The 20,893-nt window shown below is 71.8% G+C and carries 22 protein-coding genes; 12 read left to right on the forward strand and 10 right to left on the reverse strand.

The features are described 5' to 3' along the window. Both CFK41_RS15965 and CFK41_RS15970 read right to left on the reverse strand, forming a co-directional pair. The gene (locus tag CFK41_RS15965; RefSeq protein WP_096800567.1) at positions 1 to 915 is read right to left on the reverse strand and encodes a carbohydrate ABC transporter permease; all 915 of its coding nucleotides are present in this window, start codon (positions 913 to 915) and stop codon (positions 1 to 3) included. Continuing rightward, positions 912 to 1,913, reverse strand: a complete 1,002-nt coding sequence (locus tag CFK41_RS15970) for an ABC transporter permease (RefSeq protein WP_227873120.1) — start codon at positions 1,911 to 1,913, stop codon at positions 912 to 914. The genes CFK41_RS15965 and CFK41_RS15970 overlap by 4 nt, the downstream gene beginning before the upstream one ends. A 283-nt stretch (positions 1,914 to 2,196) precedes the next feature. On the opposite strand from CFK41_RS15970, the gene CFK41_RS15975 reads away from it, so the two are divergent. Further along, positions 2,197 to 3,216 (forward strand): LacI family DNA-binding transcriptional regulator, encoded by a 1,020-nt coding sequence (locus tag CFK41_RS15975; RefSeq protein WP_096800569.1) that lies wholly within the window; start codon positions 2,197 to 2,199, stop codon positions 3,214 to 3,216. Positions 3,217 to 3,243: 27 nt separating this feature from the next. Here the strand turns inward: CFK41_RS15975 and CFK41_RS15980 are convergent, their stop codons facing one another. Beyond that, the gene (locus CFK41_RS15980) at positions 3,244 to 4,254 is read right to left on the reverse strand and encodes a glycoside hydrolase family 43 protein (RefSeq protein WP_169928847.1); all 1,011 of its coding nucleotides are present in this window, start codon (positions 4,252 to 4,254) and stop codon (positions 3,244 to 3,246) included. Positions 4,255 to 4,374: 120 nt separating this feature from the next. Next, positions 4,375 to 5,397, reverse strand: a complete 1,023-nt coding sequence (locus tag CFK41_RS15985; RefSeq protein ID WP_096801137.1) for a CAAX protease — start codon at positions 5,395 to 5,397, stop codon at positions 4,375 to 4,377. A 117-nt stretch (positions 5,398 to 5,514) separates the two neighbouring features. Here CFK41_RS15985 and CFK41_RS15990 point away from each other — a divergent pair, with 117 nt between their 5' ends. The 4 genes from CFK41_RS15990 to CFK41_RS16005 all read left to right on the forward strand — a co-directional run bounded on the left by CFK41_RS15990 (position 5,515) and on the right by CFK41_RS16005 (position 8,799). Further along, positions 5,515 to 5,925: a VOC family protein gene (locus CFK41_RS15990; RefSeq protein WP_096800571.1), complete on the forward strand. Its 411-nt coding sequence runs from the start codon at positions 5,515 to 5,517 to the stop codon at positions 5,923 to 5,925. Between the two features lie 73 nt (positions 5,926 to 5,998). After that, a complete protein-coding gene (locus CFK41_RS15995; RefSeq protein ID WP_096800572.1) occupies positions 5,999 to 6,697 on the forward strand; it encodes an NADPH-dependent F420 reductase in 699 nt (232 codons plus the stop codon). 147 nt (positions 6,698 to 6,844) lie between these two features. Next, positions 6,845 to 8,083 carry a sensor histidine kinase gene (locus tag CFK41_RS16000; RefSeq protein WP_096800573.1) on the forward strand — a complete coding sequence of 413 codons (1,239 nt, stop codon included), beginning with the start codon at positions 6,845 to 6,847 and terminating at the stop codon, positions 8,081 to 8,083. Continuing rightward, complete coding sequence (locus CFK41_RS16005; RefSeq protein WP_321169376.1) at positions 8,077 to 8,799, forward strand: response regulator transcription factor; 723 nt, start codon at positions 8,077 to 8,079, stop codon at positions 8,797 to 8,799. Before CFK41_RS16000 ends, CFK41_RS16005 begins: the two co-directional genes overlap by 7 nt. Before the next feature lie 7 nt (positions 8,800 to 8,806). Here CFK41_RS16005 and CFK41_RS16010 read toward each other — a convergent pair whose 3' ends face one another. The 3 genes from CFK41_RS16010 to CFK41_RS18000 all read right to left on the reverse strand — a co-directional run bounded on the left by CFK41_RS16010 (position 8,807) and on the right by CFK41_RS18000 (position 10,257). Beyond that, positions 8,807 to 9,043, reverse strand: coding sequence for a hypothetical protein (locus CFK41_RS16010; RefSeq protein ID WP_096800575.1), 237 nt, complete (start codon positions 9,041 to 9,043; stop codon positions 8,807 to 8,809). 93 nt (positions 9,044 to 9,136) lie between these two features. Further along, positions 9,137 to 9,988, reverse strand: a complete 852-nt coding sequence (locus tag CFK41_RS16015) for a sigma-70 family RNA polymerase sigma factor (RefSeq protein ID WP_096800576.1) — start codon at positions 9,986 to 9,988, stop codon at positions 9,137 to 9,139. Between the two features lie 92 nt (positions 9,989 to 10,080). Continuing rightward, positions 10,081 to 10,257, reverse strand: a complete 177-nt coding sequence (locus CFK41_RS18000) for a hypothetical protein (protein ID WP_169928848.1) — start codon at positions 10,255 to 10,257, stop codon at positions 10,081 to 10,083. Between the two features lie 592 nt (positions 10,258 to 10,849). On the opposite strand from CFK41_RS18000, the gene CFK41_RS17820 reads away from it, so the two are divergent. Together CFK41_RS17820 and CFK41_RS18275 are read left to right on the forward strand one after the other, a co-directional pair. Beyond that, positions 10,850 to 12,451, forward strand: coding sequence for an HNH endonuclease signature motif containing protein (locus CFK41_RS17820; protein ID WP_169928849.1), 1,602 nt, complete (start codon positions 10,850 to 10,852; stop codon positions 12,449 to 12,451). 55 nt (positions 12,452 to 12,506) lie between these two features. Further along, positions 12,507 to 13,937: a class I SAM-dependent methyltransferase gene (locus tag CFK41_RS18275; RefSeq protein WP_096800577.1), complete on the forward strand. Its 1,431-nt coding sequence runs from the start codon at positions 12,507 to 12,509 to the stop codon at positions 13,935 to 13,937. 12 nt (positions 13,938 to 13,949) lie between these two features. Here the strand turns inward: CFK41_RS18275 and CFK41_RS16030 are convergent, their stop codons facing one another. Both CFK41_RS16030 and CFK41_RS16035 read right to left on the reverse strand, forming a co-directional pair. After that, positions 13,950 to 14,939, reverse strand: a complete 990-nt coding sequence (locus CFK41_RS16030) for an aldo/keto reductase (RefSeq protein WP_096800578.1) — start codon at positions 14,937 to 14,939, stop codon at positions 13,950 to 13,952. Positions 14,940 to 15,054: 115 nt separating this feature from the next. Then, entirely contained in the window at positions 15,055 to 16,317 is a 1,263-nt protein-coding gene (locus tag CFK41_RS16035; RefSeq protein ID WP_096801139.1) for a thermonuclease family protein, read from the reverse strand. A gap of 127 nt (positions 16,318 to 16,444) precedes the next feature. Here CFK41_RS16035 and CFK41_RS16040 point away from each other — a divergent pair, with 127 nt between their 5' ends. After that, positions 16,445 to 16,933 carry a DUF2087 domain-containing protein gene (locus tag CFK41_RS16040; protein WP_096801140.1) on the forward strand — a complete coding sequence of 163 codons (489 nt, stop codon included), beginning with the start codon at positions 16,445 to 16,447 and terminating at the stop codon, positions 16,931 to 16,933. Positions 16,934 to 16,939: 6 nt separating this feature from the next. Here the strand turns inward: CFK41_RS16040 and CFK41_RS16045 are convergent, their stop codons facing one another. Then, positions 16,940 to 17,407, reverse strand: coding sequence for a hypothetical protein (locus tag CFK41_RS16045; protein WP_096800579.1), 468 nt, complete (start codon positions 17,405 to 17,407; stop codon positions 16,940 to 16,942). Between the two features lie 29 nt (positions 17,408 to 17,436). Here CFK41_RS16045 and CFK41_RS16050 point away from each other — a divergent pair, with 29 nt between their 5' ends. From CFK41_RS16050 to CFK41_RS16065, 4 genes are read left to right on the forward strand one after another with little or no spacing between them, the layout of a single operon-like run. Then, positions 17,437 to 18,333 carry an ornithine cyclodeaminase gene (locus CFK41_RS16050; RefSeq protein WP_096800580.1) on the forward strand — a complete coding sequence of 299 codons (897 nt, stop codon included), beginning with the start codon at positions 17,437 to 17,439 and terminating at the stop codon, positions 18,331 to 18,333. Further along, a complete protein-coding gene (locus tag CFK41_RS16055) occupies positions 18,330 to 18,785 on the forward strand; it encodes a GNAT family N-acetyltransferase (RefSeq protein WP_227873121.1) in 456 nt (151 codons plus the stop codon). Before CFK41_RS16050 ends, CFK41_RS16055 begins: the two co-directional genes overlap by 4 nt. A gap of 55 nt (positions 18,786 to 18,840) precedes the next feature. Beyond that, positions 18,841 to 19,209, forward strand: a complete 369-nt coding sequence (locus tag CFK41_RS16060; RefSeq protein ID WP_096800581.1) for an ArsR/SmtB family transcription factor — start codon at positions 18,841 to 18,843, stop codon at positions 19,207 to 19,209. Continuing rightward, a complete protein-coding gene (locus tag CFK41_RS16065) occupies positions 19,206 to 20,891 on the forward strand; it encodes a SulP family inorganic anion transporter (RefSeq protein WP_151904790.1) in 1,686 nt (561 codons plus the stop codon). Before CFK41_RS16060 ends, CFK41_RS16065 begins: the two co-directional genes overlap by 4 nt. Positions 20,892 to 20,893 lie beyond the last annotated feature (2 nt).

Genomic DNA, 20,893 nt, shown 5'->3' on the forward strand with positions numbered 1-20,893 from the left:
TCAGCCCTTGACGGCGCCGGTGAGCATTCCCTTGGCGAAGTGCCGCTGCAGGAACGGGTAGACGATCAGCACCGGCACGATGGAGACCACGAGGATCGCCATCTGCAGGGAGGTCTGCGGGGGCAGGGACGCCGTGTCGATGCCGAGGTCCTGGCCGCCGAGCTGGGTGTCCTGGACGACGTAGGTGCGCAGGACCATCTGGAGCGGCCACTTGCTGGCGTCGCTCAGGTACAGGAGGGCGTTGAAGAACGCGTTCCAGTAGCCGACTCCGTAGAACAGCCCGATGACCGCGAAGACCGGCTTCGACAGCGGGAGCGCGATGCGCAGGAACAGCTGGAGCTCACCGGCGCCGTCGACCGTGGCGGAGTCGAGGATCTCCTGCGGGAGCTGGACGAAGAACGCCCGGACCACCACCACGTTGAAGGCGGAGACGCTGGTCGGGATGATCAGCGCCCACAGCGTGTCGAGCAGGCCGAGCCTCTCGACCACGAGATAGCTGGGGATGATCCCGGGGCCGAACAGCAGGCTGATCAGCACGAGCAGCAGGAGCGGCCGGTTGGCGAAGCTGCCGCGCCGGCTGAGCGCCCATCCCAGCGTCGCCGTCAGCACGAGGCTGATCGTGGTCCCGATGATCGTGATGAAGGCGGTCACGCCGAGCGCCCGGGTCACCACTCCCCCGGAGAAGATCATCCTGTACGCCGTGAAGTCGATGCCCGTGGGGAACAGGACGAAGCCGCCGGCCTTGATCACCTGCTCGGGAGAGGCGACGCTCGTGGAGAAGACGCCGACGAACGGCAGGACCACCACGGCGCAGGCGAGGGTCAGGATGATCCCCTTGATCACCGATTCGGCGGGGCCGGGGGTCGCGACCCCGTCGATGACGCGGGGACGCCTCGAGCTCTTCGTCGCGGTCATGCCTTGTACACCCCTTCTTCTCCGAACATGTGCGCGACCTTGTTGGCCATCAGCACGAGGACCAGCCCGACCAGCCCCTTCACCAGGCCGACCGCGGCCGAGACGCCCCAGTACCCGCCGACGACGCCGTTGTTGTAGACGTAGGTGTCCAGCACCTGCGCCACGCCGACGCCCACGGCGTCCTGCTGGAGGACCAGCTGCTCGAACCCGACGGAGAGCGAGTCCCCGAGCTTGAGGATGAAGAGCATGATGATGATCGGGCGCATGCCCGGCAGCGTGACGTGCCAGGTCTGGCGCCACCTGCTGGCGCCGTCCACGGCAGCGGCTTCATAGAGCGACTTGTCGATCCCGGCGAGGACGGCGAGGAAGAGGATCGTCGCCCAGCCCGTGTCCTTCCAGATCACCTGGGAGGTGATCAGCGCGTAGAAGACGTCGGCGTTGCCGATGATGTCGATCGGCTCCCAGCCATTGGCGCGCAGGAAGTTGTTCAGCAGCCCCGCTCCTCCGAGCACCTGCTGGAAGAGCGCCACGACGATCACCCACGACAGGAAGTGCGGCAGGTACAGCACCGACTGGACGAGCTGCCGCACCCGGTTGGACACCAGGCTGTGCAGGATCAGCGCGAGGATGATCGGCGCCGGGAAGACGAAGACCGTCTGCAGCGCGGTGATGATCAGGGTGTTCCGCAGCGCGCCGAGGAACTCGGGATCGCCGTTGACGAGGATCTGGAAGTTCTCGAACCCGACCCACAGGCTCTTGGAGATCCCCAGGTACGGCTGGAAGTCCTGGAAGGCGATCACGTTCCCGCCGAGCGCCAGGTACTGGAAGACGATGATCACGGCGAGGCCCGGTGCTGCGAACAGCAGCACGGTGCGGTCGCGCCACAGTCGTCTCCACCACGGTGCGCGGGCGCGCGGCTTCCGGGGAGCGCCCGGCTCGGGGGCGCGTCCTTCCTGCTCCCCGCCGCGGTCGGTCCTGTTCTCGACGGCCGTCGTCATCATGCCGCCTCTGCGGGTCGGGGGTGGGGGTGCCGACGGGGAGCGCTGTCCCCTGGTCGGCGGTGCTGCTCGGTGAGCTGTCTCGCCACGATCTGCTCCATCGCATAGTGATCGATCACTTCGAATTCTCACGTTAGATGGTGATCGATCACTATGCAAGAGGTCACCCTCTGTCGCGTCCGACCGCGCCCGCTCTCGTGTGCCAGGATCGCGAGTGACCCGGCCGTCGGCAGGGGGATCGGACGGCAGCGGTCCGAGGGGACCAGCGCACAGGAGCGAGCAGATGGCAGGAACGGGTGCGGGCTCGGGCCGTCGGGCGACGATCTGGCAGGTCGCCGAGGCCGCCGGGGTCTCCCATCAGACCGTCTCGCGGTACCTCCGCGCCGACTCGGGCATGAAGCCGCAGACGAGGGAGAAGGTCCGCGCGGCGATCGAGGAGCTCGGGTACCGGCCCAATCTCTCGGCGAGGTCGATGCGCACGCGCCGGAGCAATCGGATCGGGGTGCTGCTGCCCTCCGACAGCGCCTTCCAGGCCTCGACGCTGAGCGGCGCGCTCGACATCGCGACCACCGAGGGGTACGCCATCGAGGTGTTCGCGGTCGACGGCGATGCGCGCGCCGCCTTCGAGCGCGTCCTGCAGATCGCGGACTCCGGGCAGGTCGACGGGATCCTCGCGCTCGCCCCGCTGCCGCCGGACACCGAGCACAGCTATCCGGGGCGCGCCGCGATCGTCGCCTCCGCCGACTACGACGAGCGCACGCGGAGCATGGGGGCGATGGCCGACGGCTCCCCGATCGGCGAGATCGTCGAGGGCCTGCACGGCCTGGGTCATCGACGGCTGATGCACGTCACCGGGGACATGGAGTTCGCCTCGGCCCGCAACCGCCGCGCCGCCTTCGTCGAGGCGACCCGGAGGCTGGGGATCGACCCGGCGCTCGTGCACACCGGGACCTGGTCCGAGGAGGCCGGCCACGAGGCGGTGCGCACGATCGCCGCGATGCCCCGCGAGGAGCGGCCCACCGCGATCGTGGCCGCCAGCGACCTCGTGGCCGTCGGCGTCATCAACGGCGCGCGGGAGCAGGGATGGCGGATCCCCGAGGACCTCAGCGTGAGCGGCTGGGACGCCCACTACCTGGGCGGGGTCCTGCAGCCCGCTCTCACGACGGTCAAGGACGACCGCCGTCAGCTCGGGCGGAACGCGATGAGCCGGCTGCTCGCCGCGCTCCGCGACGAGCCGCTGCCCGCCGAGGAGGTGCTGTCCACCGTCATCTGGCGGGACTCCACCGGGAAGGCCCCCGCATGAGAGCAGGCACCGGCCCGGGGGCCGAGGTCACGGCCGCTGGATCTCCGGCCGCCGCGGGTTGTCGACCGCAGGCCCGGCGATGCTCACGGCGCCGTCCTCGACGGTGACCGGGCTGAGCCAGATCTGACGCCCCGGGTCCTGGCCGATGTGGTCCGGCTCCCAGGCGTGGTAGACGTACCAGATCCCGTCGGCCGCACGCACCGGCATGCCGTGCCCGGGGCCCGCTGCGACCTCGTTCGCGGCGAGGACGGGCTGGTCGGAGAGCTTCACCCAGGGCCCCTCCACGGAGTCCGCGACGGCGACGCCCACGCCGTAGCTCTCGTTCCAGTACTCCCCGGCGGAGTAGAAGAGGTAGTAACGGCCCTCGTGCGTGATGATCGCCGGGCCCTCGATCGTGTAGATCTCCCACTCCTGGTCGCGCTCGAGGACCCGGGTGCGCTCGCCCTCGAGGGAGAGGCCGTCGGCCGCGAGCCGCTGGGCGAACAGGAAGGAGTCCTGGTCGGCGGCGTTGCCGTCGTTCTTCCACAGCAGCCAGAGCGTGCCGTCCTCGTCCCGGAAGGGCGAGGCGTCGATGCAGCCGCCCTCCTCCGGGGTGGAGAGCAGCGGGGCGCTCGCGGCATCCACGAACGGTCCCTCCGGGACGTCGGCGACGGCCACGCCGATCGACTGCCGGTCGGTGGCGCGCTCGCGGGCCGTGTAGTACGCGTGGTACCGGCCGTCGACCTCGATGACCTCGGGGGCCCAGTGCCGCCCGCTCATCGACCACGGCGCGATGACCGGCTGGCCGTCGCCCACCAGGCGCCAGTGCACGAGGTCCGGCGAGACCTGCACGGGCATGTTCCCGGCGGATCCGGCGGTGGAGTACAGGTAGTAGCGCTGGCCCACGCGGAGGATCCCCGGGTCGGGGTGGTTCGCGGCGATCACGGGGTTCTGATACCCGGCCTGCGCGTGGGCCGGGGCGATCCCGGCGCCTCCGGCGAGGGCGAGGGCACCACCGGCGAGGGCGGCACGGCGGGAGGGACGGAACGGCGGAGTCATCATCGGCATCCTTGGTCGTCGGAGTCGGGCTGCTCTGCCCGACCCGCCATATTCCACGTGAGAATCCGTGTTTTGTCCATGCCAGGGACGAAAGTCGTCGACGGCTCGCGGCCGCGGCGGTCAGTGCGGGATGGCGGCGGGTGCCGGCTCCTCGGCGGGGCGGCCGACGGGTTCGAGCAGGCGCACCCCGTCCCGGGCGCCGAGCCGCACCACGGCGGCCGCGGTGACCACCAGCATCACCGCCGCGGCGGTGATGCCGCCGGCCAGCGCCCCGCCGGCGGCGTGGTCGGCGAGCGCGGCGGAGGAGGTGCCGGGCGCGGCGACGGCGGCGTTCAGCGCGGCGGCGCCGGCCGCGGCGCCGCCGCCCGCCCCGATCGCGGAGACCAGGTGGGAGGCGATGGTGAGGGTCGTGGTGAGCACGATCGGCAGCTCGAGGCCGCCGCTCTTCCAGGCGAGCACCGCGGCGCAGAGGCCCAGCGCGAGGGAGGGCACCACCACGGCGGCGGTGAGCTCGCGGCCGATGAGCATCACGGCGGTCGCCGCGAGGAAGGGCACCACGGGGCTGCGCAGCCAGGTGCCGAGCGCCTGCATCACCACTCCGCGCAGCGCGAGCTCCAGCCCGGCCGCCTGCACGGGAGCGAGCAGCAGCACCACCAGCGCGACCAGCAGCAGCTGGGGCACCGAGGCCCCGGCTCCGACTCCCCCGCCGGGCCCGGCGACGCCGCCGGCCACCGCGGCGGCGAGGACCACGAGCAGCCCCATCACCGCTCCCCCGATGGTGTGGGTCCGCCAGCGCTCGCGGCGCAGCCGCGCGGCGACGGACCACGCCGTGCCGAGCGGCCGCCAGCCGCCCACGCGCACGCCGACGATCCCGGCCGGCAGCCACATCGACCCCATCGCGAGCGCCAGGGTCACGTCGAGCGGGCTGGTGGGGTCGCCGCTGGTCACGCCGATCGCGACGTTCACGCCCGGCGCCACGGCGAGCACCAGGATGGTCAGCACCAGCACCACCGAGATGAGCACGATGTAGGCGATGAACGCCGCCGCCACGGTGAGCACCGGCTTGGCGGGCGCTCCCCAGGCCGGGCGCAGCGTCGCCAGGCGGTGATACGGGACGGGGCACGGGGCGGGGAGTCGGCTCATGGCACCGACCACTGTAGAACTCCCCGGCTGTGACCGCGGTGAGGGGTGTCGCCCGTCGGCCGCCGGTGCCAGGATGTGTCCCATCGGGCCCGACGGGCCCCGACCACAGGAGGCACCATGTTCAGCTCCACGCCCTACATCTCCTTCCCCGGCAACGCCCGCGAGGCCTTCGAGTACTACCAGGAGGTCTTCGGCGGCAGCCTGGACGTCATGACCTACGAGGGCATGGAGGGCCTGCCCTTCGACCCGCCTCCGGGCGTGGTCGCCCACGCCCAGCTGCACGGCGGTCTGGTGGTCCTCGCCGGCGCCGACGATCTCGGCGAGCACCCGCAGCCGCTCGAGGGCTCCGCGTACTCCCTCATGGTCATGCCCGACACCGCCGAGCAGGGCAAGGCCCTCAGCGAGCGCCTCGCAGCCGACGGCGGGAGCATCGAGATGCCCTTCGAGCTGGCGCCCTGGGGTGATCACTACGGCCAGTCCAAGGACCGCTTCGGCGTGCTCTGGCACGTGAACACCTCGGCGCCCTGATCCTCGGCCCGGCACGGGCGCGGGACCGGTCACGTCCGGGAATCCCGCGCCCACGGCCCGCGTTCCCCGGGACGTGAGCACACGAACCCACCGCACCCTCGGGATCCTCGGCGCCGGCAAGGTCGGCACGGTCCTGGCCCGCCTCGCGATCGCCGCCGGTCACGAGGTGCTGATCGCCGGCTCCGGCGCGCCCGAGAAGATCGAGCTGATCACGCAGGTCCTCGCCCCCGGGGCACGGGCGGTGACCAGCCGCGAGGCCGCCGTGCGCGCCGACCTGGTGATCCTCGCGCTGCCGCTGGGCAAGCACGCCTCCCTCCCCGCAGACGCCCTGCAGGGGAAGCTCGTGATCGATGCGATGAACTACTGGTGGGAGACCGACGGGGTGCTCGAGCAGTTCTCGCACCCCGGCGCCTCGACCAGCGAGTTCCTGCAGGAGCAGCTGTCCGGCTCGACCGTGGTCAAGGCCTTCAACCACATGGGCTATCACGACCTCGAGGACCTCTCCCATCGGCCCGCACCCCGCGCCGCGATCGCGATCGCCGGGCCGTCCCCGCAGGTAGGGATCGTGGTCGAGCTGGTGGACGAGCTGGGCTTCGACCCGCTGCACATCGGCGAGCTCGCCGAGGGCGTGCGCCTGCAGCCCTTCGCCGAGGCCTTCGGCGCGAACGGCGACGCCGAGTCGCTGCGGGCGATCGTGGAGCGGTTCCCTCAGACGGCCAGGGGCCGCGAGGTGCTGGCCGCCCTCGGCGAACCCGTCGACGAGAGGGTCTGAGCCGGACCGCGCTCGGGCGCCCCCCGGCGCGAGGCCGGCCCGGCGCGAGTACCCCCACCAGATCCCGGCCGATCAGCCGACCCCGCCCGTCCGCGCATCGGCCGCACGGCCGATCCGTCGGCCGCTCCCGCTCTCTAGGCTGGTTCCATGCCTGATCCCGTTCCCTTCTCCGCAGCCGCGCCCTCCGTGCGCAGTCTGCGCCACTGGGGCATCGCCGCGGCGCAGAGCCTCCTCGCCGCCGGCACGGGACTGCTGATGTTCCTCGTCGCCTTCGGCATGCTGCTCGAGGAGTTCGCCGATCATCCGCCCCAGGGGCTGATGGCGCTGGCCGCCGTCGACGCCCTGCTCGGGGCGACCGCCTCCCTGGCCGTCGGGCCCCTGCGGTTCCTGCCGCCCGGGCGGCTGCACAGCGCGGCGCATCTGCTCCTGGCCGCGATGGCGGGGTTCAGCGTGTGGGCGGCGCCGGCCGCGGGCATCGCCCTGTACCGGATCGGGCTGCGGCGACGCGCGGTGCTGGGCCTCGGGGCGGTCCTCCTGGTCACCGGCTCGTCTCTGGCCCAGCTGAGCGCGGACACGCGGTTCCGGGGCGAGGAGCCGGACTGGGCCGTGCTCGCCGCGGTGGGCGTGATGATGGTGCTCGCGCTGCTCCCGCTGCTGTTCGGGCACGTGGTCGCCACCCGTCGCGAGCTGCTGTCCTCCCTGCGGGAGCGGGCGGCGTCGGCGGAGCGTGAGCGGGAGACCGCTCAGCGGGAGCGCGCGGCCGACGAGGCACGGGTGCGCGCCGAGGAGCGGACCGCCCTGGCCCGCGACATGCACGACAGCATCTCCCACCATCTGGCCGCGATCTCCCTGTATGCCGGGGCGATGGCCTACCGGGAGGACCTCCCGCCGGAGGCGCTGCGGCGCACCGCGGGGACCGTGCGGGATGCCGCTCAGCAGGCGAACCGCGAGCTCCGCATGGTCCTGACCACCCTGCGCACCACCGAGGGCGACCAGCCGCTGGCCACCGCCCCCACCCTGGTGGGCATCGTGGAGCGCGGCCGGGAGGAGGGTCGGGACATCGAGCTCGAGTGGGTCGGCGTGAGCGAGGAGGACCTCACCTCCCACGACCGCAGCGCCGTGGTGGCCCTGGCGCGGATCCTCTCCGAGCTGACGCTGAACGCCGCCAAGCATGCGCCGGGCGCCCCGCTGCGGGTCTCGCTCCGTGCGCAGGGCGGCCAGGTGCTCCTGCGGGCCCGGAATCCGCTGCCCGCGGCGCCTGCCTCTCCCCCGTCGACGGGTCACGGACTGCTCGGGGTGCAGGAGCGCGCGCGGCTGCTGGGCGGGGACGCCCGCTGGCGTGCAGCCGACGGGACCTTCGAGGTGGAAGCATGGATGCCATGGTGAGCAGCAGGGACGGCGCGGAGCACGGCGGAGATCCGACGGTGCGGGTGCTCCTGGTGGACGACGAGGCGCTCATGCGCGCGGGCCTGCGCCTGATGATCGACGGGGCGCACGGCATCGAGGTGACCGGCGAGGCGGCCGACGGCGCCGCCGCGCTCGAGCAGATCCGCACGTCGGACCCCGATGTGGTGCTGATGGACATCCGCATGCCCCGCCTGACCGGTCTGGAGGCCCTGCAGGAGCTGCAGCGGTCGGCGTCCACGGCGCGCGTGGTGATGCTGACCGCGTTCGACACCGACGAGTTCCTGCTCCGGGCGCTGCGCGCCGGCGCGGTGTCGTTCCTGCTCAAGGACTCCCCTCCCGAGGAGGTCGTGCAGGCGGTGCTCGATGCCGCCGCCGATCGTCCGCGCTTCTCCCCCGAGGTGCTCGCACGCCTGGTGCGCCTCGCCGGCGGCGCCGCCCCGCAGGGCGAGGAGGCGGCCGACGGGGCGGCTCCCGCAGCACGGACCGAGGAGGAGGTTCCGGCGCCGGAGGGCATCACCGGCCGCGAGTGGGAGGTGGCCCGCCTGGTCGCCCGCGGACTCGCGAACCAGGAGGTGGGCGAGACCCTGTTCATGTCGGTCGCCACGGTCAAGACCCATCTGGGCAGGCTCTACCACAAGCTGCAGGTCACCAACCGGGTGCAGCTCGCGATCCGTGTGCTCGAGCTGGGCGGCTGAGGCGAGCTCAGTCCTCCGGCAGCGCTGCGAAGGCGGCCTTGGAGTCGTTGTACCAGCCGAGGGACTGCTTGGGGTGCAGCCAGCGGAACTTCATCTCCTGGCGGGCCTGGCGATGGGTCTCGTCGCCAGCCTTGACGGCGTCCTTGAGGTGCTTGTCCTGGGCCTGGATGACCTCGTCGGCGGTCTCGCCGCGGTGGCCGAGGTCGCAGGGTCCGCCCAGCTGCTGGCAGGTCATGGTCTTCATCGGGATTCCTCCTGGGGTGGTGGGGATGATGCTGTCACTCTGTCGACGCGCGCGGCACCGGAAGTGTGACAGCGCGGCGCGATCTCGTCCTGCTCATCGCAGCCGGGCGCCGTCGCGGCGTGCCATCCGGGCGAGCACCTCGGGGTCGGCGCGGAAGTCGATCCGCGCGACGCGGCCGTCCACGACGGTGAGGTCGAACAGGACCCGCGCGATGCCGCGGTCGTACCAGGCGGAAGCGGCGCGGCCGTCGAGGCCGACGGGCAGGGCCGCATGCGCCGCCCCGTTGAAGAAGCTCGCCACGTCCTCGCGCCCGTCGATCGCGGCGGGGGTGCCGGTGGCGATGGCCTGGGCGTCCGCGCGCACCACGACGTCGGGCGCGAGCAGCTCGATCAGCCGCGTGAAGTCCCCTCCGCGGGCGGCGGCCATGAAGGCGTCGACCACCTCCCAGTCGGCGAGGGCATCCTCCGGCCGGGGCTGGGTGACCTTCGCCCGGGCGCGGGAGGCGAGCTTGCGGGCGGACTGCGGGGTCGTGTCCAGGGCGGCGGCGATCGTCGAGAACTCGACGCCGAAGCTGTCATGCATGACGAAGGCGACGCGCTCGCTGGGGCTGAGCCGGTTCAGCACCAGCTGCAGGGCGATGCCGACGGCGTCGGCGAGCTCCATGTCCTGGGAGGGGTCGGGGGCGACCTCGGCCACCTCGAGCTCCTCCTCCGGCACGGGGATGCGTCGACGCAGCCGGTCCAGGCACAGCCGGGTGGTGACGGTGGTCAGCCAGGCGGCGAGGTTGTCGATCTCCTGATCGGTGGCGGCCAGGCGCAGCCAGGCCTGCTGCACGATGTCCTGCGCCTCGGCGGGATCGCCGAGCACCCGCGCGGCGAGCGCGGTCAGCCGGGGCCGCTCCTGTTCGAAGCGCTCGGCGAGCTGATCCTGCTGCGTGCGATCCATGGACGGTCCTCCCCTGTGCGCCGTCGGCCGTGCTGCCGTGGGCTCCTGTGCCCTCGACGCGCCGCGGGCCGCGGATGTGACCGCGCGGCGTCTCAGATCAGGGAGAGGACGGCGAGCATCCCGACCACCAGTGTGGCGGCCCACGTCACCATCACCCACCGGGGGATCCCGCCCGGCTTCACTGTCACGTTGGTGATGTAGACGCCGGCGATCGACAGGAAGAGCAGCGCCCCGGCGATGATCACCAGCACGGTGGTCAGCACGCTCATGCCCTGCCCTCACTCCTCGGTGCGTTGATGACGGCCCCGCCGAGTGGCGTGCCGATCCGACGGGACAGATCGTATCCGAGGGGCCCGGATCCCGCGCCGCGGTGCCGGGCGGATGCCGGGGTCTCTCCGCGGGTGCCGATCCGGCGCACCGTTCCCCCCAAGAACTCTTGTGCAAACTTCCGGAAAGCTTCCTCAACATTCTCCGGATGCGCCGCTCCATGCATTTTTCGAATATCCGCCACCACACTCGCCGCGCCTCGCCGACGATGCGAACCCCGCATCGGACCAGCCTCGTCGTCGCCTCGCTCGGGCCGTCTCAGCGCCCTGCCATCGCGCACCACCCTGCAGGCAGGGCTTACTATCCCCTAATCTTCACCATCCACCGAGGTGCTCCGCTGTGGAGGAAAGGTGGCGCCATGCACCCCGACCACCCCGCCCGCCATCCACATTCTGTGGACAACTCAGAGTTCATCCACAGAATTGCCAGAGCACTTCCGGGGGCGCATTTCTGACGATAGAATGCTGGTATTCGCGATGGTGCGGGATCAGCCGATCTCGGGGCGCGTCAGGGGACCGACGAGGGGGTGAGGGCATGAGCGCTGTGACGTGCACACCAGAACGTGACGACGAGGGCGAGCACCACCTCGACGCCGCGGAACAGGCCTTCCTCGCCTCGCTCCCCCGTCGTCTGCGGATCGTCTCCGCTCGCAGTCCGCTGACCCGGGACGCCCTGCCCGCGCGCGCCGACTGCGGGAAGGACGCCGCCCTCGGCGAGACCGCCCAGGCGGTCTGGGATGCCGAGAAGGACAGCGCCCGCGCCCTGGCCGCACGGTATCGGGCGCTTTCGGTGCTGTTCGTCGAGGAGGCGTCCGTCGATCTGGGCGACGGCCACGTGGCGGATGACATCTCCACGGCACGCGCCGCGATCGCGCTGCGCGTCACCCAGGGGGCGGCACGATGGGAGCTGCGCGCCGCCCATCGCGCGGTGGACCAGCTCCCGCGCACCCTGGCCCTGCTGGAGTCGGGCAGCTTCCCCTCCTGGTGGTTCCAGCGGATGCTGCGCACCGCCGAGGATCTCAGCGACGAGTCGCGGATCCAGCTGGACGTCGCAGTGTCGACCTGGTCCACCGACATCGCCGTGGAGCGCTTCATCACCCTGCTCAACGCCCTGGTGGGGCTGCTCGCGCGCCGTGAGGAGGAGCCGGAGACCCCTCCTCCCCCGCGCCGCGAGGTCACGGTCGTCCCGAGTCCCGGCAACGGCAGCGGGTCGCTGGTCGCCAGCGGTCCGATCCCGGAGATCCTCGCCTACTGGAAGCGGCTCGACGAGACCGCACGTGCGATCCAGGCCGCCCAGCGCAGGGCGCTGCGGGAGGGCACCGAGATCCCGTACGACGTCGACGAGATCGTCACGACCACGGGTCGGCCCCTCCCCCTGGACCGTCTGCGCTACGAGCTGCAGCTCGGCGCCACCTTCGACACCGACGGCGTGCACGTCCCGCAGGAGCGCTTCCGCCTGAACGTCACCGTCCCGGTGCTCACCCTGCTCGGCGCCTCCGATGCTCCCGGCATGCTGGAGGGCACCACCCCGATCCCTCCGCTCATGGCGCGTGAGCTCGCCGGCCGCCAGACCACCTGGTATCGGGTGCTCACCGATGGGTGCCCCGCCACCTTCCTGCCGCTGCCCGCCGAGCGCTACACCCCGAGCCCGGCGATGCTCGAGCATCTGCGTCTGCGGAACTCCACCTGCGCCGTCCCCGGCTGCACCCGGCCCACCTCCTGGGCCTCCGAGTGCGACCACATCGAGGAGTTCGACCACGACGCCCCGGAGCAGGGCGGCCGCACCGCGATCGAGAACCTCCACCTGCTGTGCTGGAGCCACCACCAGGACAAGACCGCCGGGCTTCTGGACCCGACGCGTCTCCCCACCGGCGAGCGTGAGCCCGGCCGCACCCGCTGGCGGATCGGCTCCCGCGGCGACCACGTCGACGTCACGGACGACACCGACTCTGCGACCCTGGTCGCCGTCGCCCAGCTCGAGAAGGACTGGGAGCGCCATCTCGCGCATAAGAATCGACCCCGTCCGAGCTCCGCCCACCGGGACGAAGCCGATTCCCCGCCACTGGCTTCCCCGCCGCCACCCCGTCCGGAGATCCCGCCCGGGCCGTGGGACCCGGATGATCCACCGCCGTTCTGACGCTGCGGCGCGCCCCCATACTGGAGGCGACGATCCACAGGACGGGAGGCCGCGCATGCCCGCATCGGCGAAGCATGACCTCGCGCAGGAGCTGGCCCCACTCGAAGGCGTCGGCAGCTCCATCACGTACCGAGAGGTCGAAGCGCTGCTGCGCGCGGCGGGGTGGACGGACTGCGGGGCGGGCGACTGGGCCTCCGCCCTCGTCTCCCCGAGCGGCGACCTCGTGGCACGCATCAGCCCCTTCGACCCCGTCGGACCGTTCACCGCGCGGCTGTACGAGCAGGCCGCAGGGACCGGCAGGACGCCGCGCCTGCACCTGCACCGCCTGCTGTCCGGGGGCGCCGACCTGCAGGTCATGGAGCGGCTGCTGCCTGTCCCCTCCGAGGAGGCGGCGACGTTCCTGGAGCAGGTCGCGCGCCAGGAGCCCGAGCTCGCCGCGGTGGTGCGGCGCGTGCACGAGGAGGCTCAGCAGGCTCTGGCCTGGTGCGGCCCGCTGGACACGAACCCCTCGAACGTCATGCGCTCGACCGACGGACAGCTGGTGATGATCGACCCCTATTACGCCGACGGCCCGAACCTCTACGCGCAGGCCGGCGAGGACCCCGACCGGTTCGTCACCACGATCCCCGCCTCCCGGCGCCACCACCTCACGGAGATCCCGCTGACGGAGTCCGGGCCGTGGCCGGCCGCGGAGCGGGAGGCGCTCGCACAGTCGCTGCTCGAGGCCGACCGCCGCCGGGCGGAGCAGCTGATCACCGAGGCCGCAGCGGCCGACGTGGACGGCTGGGGCTTCGGCCACCTGGACGGCCGCGCCGCCGAGGAGCGGCCGGAGTGGGGCTACGTCGGGCTGCTCGCCGAAGCGGTCGCGCAGGCCGGCGTCGCGATCGACCTCGACACCGGCGGCGGCGAGGTGCTGGGCGAGTGCCCGCAGCTCGCCGCCGAGCAGCACGTGACCGAGTCCTGGGCGCCGAACGCGGAGCGGGCCCGCCGGCTGCTGGGACCGCGAGGCGTCCAGGTGCACGAGACCGCGCCGGGCGGCCCGATCCCGCTCGCCGACGGCGCCGCGGACCTCGTCACCTCACGCCACCCGGTCGCCCCGGACTGGCCGGAGATCGCCCGCGTGCTCGCACCGGGCGGCGAGTACCTCGGCCAGCACGTCGGCCCCACCTCGGCGTTCGCGCTGATCGAGCACTTCATCGGCCCCACCACCGAGGCGCAGCGCCGCGGCCGCCACCCCGAGGACGAGACGGCCGCGGCGGAGGCGGCCGGGCTCGAGATCACCGAGCTGCGCACCGCGCGGCTGCGGATGGAGTTCCTCGACGTGGGCGCCGTGGTGTGGATCCTGCGCAAGTGCGTGTGGTGGGTGCCGGACTTCGACGTGGACCGGTACCGCGAGCAGCTGCGCACGATGGACGCGATCATCCGGCACGAGGGCCGCTTCGTCGCGCACTCCACCCGGCACCTGATCCGGGCCCGCCGACGCTGACCTCGGCGCGGATCAGCGGCTGGTCAACGCACCGACCACCTCATGCGGCACGTACGGGGCCTCGAGCGCGGCGATCTCCTCGGCGGTGAGCTCGAGGTCGAGCGCACCGAGGGCCGAGTCGATGTGCCCCGTCTTCGTGGCGCCGATGATGGGAGCGGTCACGGGCTGCTGGGCGAGCAGCCAGGCGAGGGCCACGTGCACGCGCTCCACGCCGCGGCTCTCCGCGATCCGGGCCACCTCCTGGACGATCTGCCGATCGGTGTCCTCCGTCGAGTCGTACTTCGACTTCGCGGTCTGATCCGTGCGGGCGCGCTCGGTGTCCGCCGTCCAGTCGCGGGTGAGGCGACCGGCGGCGAGCGGGCTGTACGGCGTGGAGCCGACGCCGAGCTCGCGCAGCAGCGGCATCATCTCCCGCTCCTCCTCGCGGTAGAGGAGGTTGAGGTGGTTCTGCATGGAGATGAACGTGGTCCATCCGTTCACCTCGGCGACGTGCTGGGCCTGCAGGAACTGCCAGGCGAACATCGCCGAGGCGCCGATGTAGCGGACCTTGCCGGAGCGCACCACGTCATCCAACGCCCGCATCGTCTCCTCGATCGGGACGGTGGGGTCCCAGCGGTGGATGATGTAGAGGTCGATGTAGTCGGTGCCGAGGCGGCGCAGGCTGTTCTCGACCTCGGAGAGGATCGCCTTGCGGGAGAGGCCGCCGCCGTTGGGGCCCTCGTGCATCTGTCCGTGCACCTTGGTGGCCAGCACGATCTCGTCCCGCTTCGCGTAGTCGACCAGCGCCTTGCCGAGGATCTCCTCGCTGCGGCCCAGCGAGTAGACGTTCGCGGTGTCGAAGAAGGTGATGCCAGCATCCAGCGCGTGCTTGATGACAGGCCGCGAGGCCTCCTCGTCCAGCACCCACTGGTGGATCCACCGCTCGCGATCGCCGAAGCCCATCGCGCCGAGGCACAGTCGCGAGACCTCCAGTCCGCTCTGTCCGAGCTTCACGTACTCCATGTCGTGCTCCTTGTGCGAAGTGATGATCCTGGGCGGCTTCCGCCCGACGCCTACCATGTTCGCACCGCAGGTCGCGAGCAGGGAGGCCCTGTCAGTACATGGTTCGATCAGACCGTCAGCTGCACTTGCGGAAGGTCTTGCCTCCGGGCATGCCATGCCGTTTGCCCGTGTAGCCGCCGTCATCCGAGTAGGGGATCTCAGGGCCGTACGGAACACAGCCGGACCCGGAGGAACCTCCAGACTCTGAGGAGTCCCCGGATCCTGAGTTACTCGATGAGCCGCCACTGGATGAGGAGCCGCTCGACGACGAGCCGGACGACTTCTTCATCGAGGACGAGCTCCCCGAGGGCTCCTTCTCCGGCGCCTTGGGCGGGTTGCTCCGCTCCTCCTCTTCCTGCTCCCGCACTTCCTGTTCCCGCTGCCTCTCCTGGCGCTCTTCCTCCTCCTGCTGCCTGCGCTCCTCCTCCTGCTGCCTGCGCTCCTCCTCTTCGCGCTGCTTGCGCTCCTCTTCCTCGCGCTCCAGGCGCTCCTGCTCAAGGCGTTCCTGCTCCTCGTCGTACTCGCGATTGAGCTCTGCGAGCGTGTCCTCTGCGGACACCGCCCGACGACGGACATCCGAGGCCTCCTCGCGAACGCCCTTCACGAAGCTCTCGACACGAGGGCTCGCGAGCACGGCGTTCGACGAGGTGGGCAGCGCGTCGACGGAGATCGCCGCGATGAACACATCCACCTCACCGAGGACTGAGGTGGCGCCGGCGAGCGCATCGGCCGGATCGCCGGTGACGGTGGCGGGAATCACCTCTACCGCGGCGCTCTGCGCCTGGAGAAGGGAGGGAATGGTGCACTCGATCTCTTCCGAGAAGAGGCCCCTTTCCTCTTCCTGTGCGGTACGAGACGCTTCTTCGACCTCGGGAAGGAAGCGGTCGTTGGGGGCGAAGTACACGGGGACGCCGAGACCCGCGGCCGCGATCTCCACGTTGATCAGGGAGTCGGATTCATAGACCGCTGCAAGGGTGCGGTCGTAGGGGTCCAGTCGTTCCTCGTCGTAGTCGAGCTCGATCTCGGTGCCCGCCGGCAGACGCTCCTCGAGGAAGGCGGTCGCCTCCGGACCGAGGCACTGGACCGGCATATCGGGATCCTTCGTCTCCGGAGTGTCGATGTTGAGCAGGCGGATTGTAGTCTCCTCACCGTCCACCAGCGCGATCAGCGTGTCACCGTCCACTATGCGCACCACCTGACCCGTGCGGTCGTCGGCTCCTCCGATGACCTCGCATGCGGCTGCACCCACCGCGAGGACTCCGATGACGACTGCCGCGCGGAGCGCGCGCCAGCGCGACGCCCTGATCGCCGTCCTCGACGACTCGCTGCATGTACCCATGACCACCCGTGACGCTCCTTGGAGAGACCGAACAAGCTAGTCATCGAAGTATCACTCACCTGTCCGACATCTGTGCCGACCAGGGCCTGCAGCACCCGACCCCACATCGCATGCCATGCTGATCGCCATGTCCTCCCCCCGCGATCTCTCGACCCCGCTGGGCCGTGCCCGGATGCTCCTGGCGATGCTGGCCGTGCCGAAGCTGCGCGCCGGGATCGGGCGGATGCTCGCCGGCGACGGCGCCCCCGAGGCTCCGGACGTGCACGGCCCGCTGTCCCAGCTGGACTGGCTCGGGGCGGACGGCCAGGTCGACGACGCCGCGCTGCGCGAGAGCGCGGAGGCGATCGCTCTGATGCGCTCGTCGGAGGCGATCCTCGAGGTGAGCCGGCTCGACGGGATCCCTGTGAAGACCGAGGAGTCCCGGCAGGTCAGCGGACGCATCGCCCGGATCGTCTTCGAGCGGGTCGGAGCGGAGCGGACTCTCACCGAGGGCGAGCTGAACGCCGCGATCGCGATGTTCGCCGCGGACGTCGCGCTGGTGCGGCGGGACGCCGTGGACTCCGGAGTGCTCGAGCGGTCCACGGACGGCGCGGCGTACCGCCTGGCGGCGGACTGAGCGAGGTCAGTCCTTGAAGAGGTTGCGGATGATCGAGACGGCGTTCCTGACGAACGGGATCAGGAACAGGACGAGGAACCACAGCGAGAAGTTCCCGGAGAGCATCCGGAAGCCGAAGACCGCAACGATCACCAGCACGAGGATCGGGAAGCACTTCCTGAACGCCCTGCCGGCGTTGAAGCCCCCGTCGTCCGCCCGGCCCGAGTCGTTGCTGGTGAAGCCCGCGCTCCACGGCGAACCCTCGTCGTGCTCGCTCGGGAGCGTCCCGCGCTCACCGAACTGCGGCGCCATCTCCTCGGCGGCCTGCTGATCGTGCCGCGGGCCGAAGTCCGCACTCGGTGCCTGTGCGTCGGGCGCGAAATCGGAGGAGAAGCCTCCGCCGCCCTGCGATCCTGACCTGGCGCGGTCCGTGCCGCCCAGCCAGGACGGGTCCCCACCCGGACCGTGATCGCCGTTCCCCCGGTTCGTCGTCATGCGCACATCGTAGGCGCTACGGTCGAGCGATGATCTCCCTCAGCGACGACCAGGTGCGCGACCTCCTTCCCTCCCCGGAGCGGGCGGTGGAACTGATGCACGAGACCCTGCTCGCCCTCGCCGGCGGCAGCGCCTCCGTGACGCCGAAGTCCCAGGTGGTCCACGAGCCGGGTGGTTTCGCGAACGCCATGCCGGCGGCGTGGCCCGAGCGGGGCCTGCTCGGCGTGAAGTGGGTGGTGGTCACCCCGTCGAACCGGGAGCACGGGCGCGAGATGATCGGCGGGCTGATGGTGCTCTCCGGCGCCGACGGCTCCACGCGCGCCACCATGGACGCGGCGGAGCTGACGGCCCTGCGCACCGCCGCGGTCACCGGTGCCTCCCTCGCGCTCGACGACCGGCCGATCGCCTTCCTCGGCACCGGGGTGCAGGCCCGGTCGCACGCCCGCGTGATCGAGGCGCTCGGCCGCGGGCCGCTGACCGTCTGGGGTCGGCGGGCCGACGCGCTCGAGGCGCTGCGGGCCTGGTGCGCGGAGCACACCCCCGACCTCGAGCTGCGTACCACCACCGGTCGAGCGGCCGCCCTCGCCGGTGCCGGCGTCGTGATCAGCGGGCTGCCGATCGGGCTGCAGGACTCGGCCCTCTCCCCCGGGGATGTCGCCCCGGACGCGACCCTGCTGCCGATCGACTACGCCTCCGTCGCCGGTGCGGAGATCTCCCGCACCGGGACCGTGGTGGCCGACGATCCCGAGCAGTTCGAGTCCCTGCGCCCGCTCAAGCACGGCGAGGACTACCCGCGGGCGACGGGCGCGACCGGGGACCTGCTGCGGGACGGCCGACCGGACGGACTGGTCGTCGCCCAGAACCTCGGCTCGGGCCTCGGCGACGTGGTGCTCGCCGACGTCGTCGCGCGCGGGGCGGGGGCGTGACCCTCCGCGAGCTCGACGAGGAGACGGCCTCGCTGCTCTCGGCGACGAGCCCGACCTGGGCCGCCGCGGTCCCCTCCTGGCAGGAGAGCATGCGCGCCGGCAGGAGCACGGTGCTGGTCACCCTCCTCGATGGAGCACCCGTCGGGGTCGCCCAGCTGCTCCACGCCGACATCCCCGAGGTCCGCAACGTGGGCGTCCTGGAGGAGCATCGGGGTCGCGGGATCGGCACGGCCCTGGTGCGCGAGGCAGAACATCGTGCGCTCCCCGCAGGACGGCTCCGGCTGGGCGTCGGGCTGGACAATCCGCAGGCCCGGCGGCTGTACGAGCGCCTCGGCTACCGGGCCGTCGGTGATCCGGTCACCACGACCTACGAGTACGTCGACGCCGACGGCGTGCGCCGCACGGCGACCGAGACGGACCAGATGATGGAGAAGGCGCTCACGTCGCCGTGACGTCGGCCGTGCTGCGTGGCCAGCCAGCACTGCCGAGCGATATGATGTTTCCATCATGCCGCTATCCCAGAGCCAGCGCCCCCTCTACGAGGTCAAGGCCAATCTCTTCAAGGGCCTCGCCCACCCGTACCGGATCCGGATCCTCGAGCTGCTCGCCGACGCCGACGAGGTCAGCGTCGCCGCCCTCCAGTCGGACACCGAGCTCGAGGCCTCCCACCTCTCCCAGCACCTGTCGGTGCTGCGCCGTCACCACCTGGTGGTCTCCGAGCGCCGCGCGAGCCACGTCTACTACCGCCTCGCCGATCCGCGGATCCGCGAGCTGCTCGCGGTGGCCCGCGCCCTCCTGCTGACGATGCTCAGCAGCGACAGCGACCGGCTGGACGCCGCACAGAGCCTGCCCGCGATCGGAGCGTCGCAGCGATGACCGCCCCCACCGTGACCCAGCGCCTGCGCACCGCGGCCGTGCGCTCGCGCGACCTCTGGCCCGCCCGGGAGGACTACCGCCTCCTGCGCCGCACCTGGCGCAAGGACGTCCTGGCCGGCATCACCGTGGGCATCGTCGCGCTGCCGCTCGCGCTCGGCTTCGGGGTCAGCTCCGGCCTCACCGCCGAGCAGGGGCTGGTCACCGCGATCGTCGCCGGCCTGCTCGCCGCCGTGTTCGGCGGATCGAACGTGCAGGTCTCGGGGCCGACGGGCGCCATGGTGGTGGTGCTGGTGCCGATCGTGGCGACCTACGGAGCCGCCGCCATCGCCGCCGTGACCCTCATCGCGGGGGTGCTGGTCATGGCGACCGGCCTGCTGCGGCTGGGCCGCATCGTCTCGATCATCCCGTGGCCGGTGATCGAGGGGTTCACCCTCGGCATCGCCTGCATCATCTTCCTGCAGCAGGTCCCGCTGATCACCTCGCCGCATCAGGCGGCGCCGGGCGAGCACAGCTCCAACGCCGTGGTCGCCGCGGGGCAGTCCCTGGCCGCCGCGGACCCGGTGTACCTCGCCTGGGCCGCCGGCGCGGTCGTGATCGTCGCGGCCTGCATGCTGATCGCGCCCCGGATCCACCCCTCGGTGCCCGGCTCGCTCATCGGCATCGCCGTGGTCGCCGTGCTCGCCGCCCTGGCCTCCTCCCCGCTGGCCACGATCGGGACCATCCCCGCCTCCCTGCCCGCGCCGTCCCTGCCGAGCATCGACCCGGAGCTGCTGGGCGTGCTCCTGCCCGCCGCGGCCACCGTCGCGGCGCTGGCCGCGATCGAGTCGCTGCTCTCGGCCCGCGTGGCCGGCTCGATGGCGGACACCGGCGCCTTCGACCCCGACCGGGAGCTGGTGGGCCAGGGCGTCGCCTCGATCGGCGCCTCCCTCTTCGGCGGCATGCCCGCGACCGGGGCGATCGCCCGCACCTCGGTGTCGATCAGGGCCGGGGCACGCACCCGCGCCGCCTCGATCGTGCACGCGCTCGTGCTGCTCGCGGTGGTCTACGTCGCCTCCGGCCCGGTGGGGATGATCCCGCTGGCGGCCCTCGCCGGGGTGCTGTTCATGACCGCGATCCGCATGGTGCACACCGCGACGGTCCGCTCGATCATGACCTCCACCCGCTCGGACGCCTGGATCTTCACCATCACCGCAATCGTCACGGTCTCCTTCGACCTCATCTGGGCGGTGCTCATCGGCGTCGCGCTCGCGGCCGTGGTGGCGCTGCGCGGTGCGGCGCGCACCACCGGCGTGGCGCTCGAGCCGATCCAGGCCGATCCGCCCAGCGACCTGGACAGCTCGATCGTGGCGGTCCGCTTCCAGGGCCCGCTGTTCTTCGTCTCGGCCGAACGGGTTCAGGAGACGGTGATGGGCGTGGGCACGCCGAGCGTGGTGATCCTGCGCCTGGCCCGGCTGGAGCGCGTGGATGCCACCGGGGCGCAGGTGCTCGCGCAGATCGTGCGCAGCCTCGAGCGGCGCGGCATCACGGTGCTCATCAAGGGGGTGCGGGACAGCCACAGCGCCCTGTTCCGACGCGTCGGGGTGCTCGCGGCGCTGCGCCATCACAAGCATCTCTTCGTCGACTTCGACGGTGCGCTGGAGCACGCCCGCTCGCACGTCGCGCGCGAGCGGGAGCAGGTCTGAGG

The sequence above is a fragment of the Brachybacterium ginsengisoli genome (genome assembly GCF_002407065.1).
Classification (GTDB): Bacteria; Actinomycetota; Actinomycetes; order Actinomycetales; family Dermabacteraceae; genus Brachybacterium; species Brachybacterium ginsengisoli.